This is a genomic window from Ralstonia sp. VS2407 (assembly GCF_052950655.1).
The window spans coordinates 1-447 of record NZ_JBRFVG010000322.1; the positions used below are offsets into that span (position 1 = coordinate 1).

Consider the following 447-nt stretch of genomic DNA (forward strand, 5'->3'; position numbering starts at 1 on the left):
GGGCTGATGTGTTTCGGGCGTAATTGACACCTCGTATTTAGGTTGATATCCTCTCAATATGGAAGGCGAAGGGACGGTGATGAACGCGGACACGGATGCGGCCTTCGTCGGGTGCGCGTGCATCAACACGCGCATGGCCGCGCGCGCCCTCACACGCCTGTACGACGAGGCGCTCGCACCGAGCGGCGTGCGCATCACGCAGTTCGCCGTCCTTGCCGCCGTCGCCTTCCAAGGGCCCTTCACGATGAAGGCCCTCGCCAAGGCCCTCGTCATGGACCGCACGACCCTCACCGCCGACCTGCGTCCGCTGGAAGCGCAGGGCTTCGTCACGGTCGTGCCTGGCGAGGACCGCCGCACGCGGGTCGTGACGATCACGCCGCGCGGGCGCGAGGCCGTCCGCGTCGCCGCGCCGCTGTGGCAGGGCGTGCAGGCGCGCATCGAAGCGGG

General features: G+C 68.7%; 1 protein-coding gene. It reads left to right on the forward strand.

Annotated elements, in window-relative coordinates; translation table 11 throughout:
* Positions 1–79: 79 nt before the first annotated feature.
* A partial coding sequence (locus ACU8YE_RS25275) for a MarR family winged helix-turn-helix transcriptional regulator (protein WP_446930316.1) occupies positions 80–447 on the forward strand: 368 nt, incomplete at its 3' end.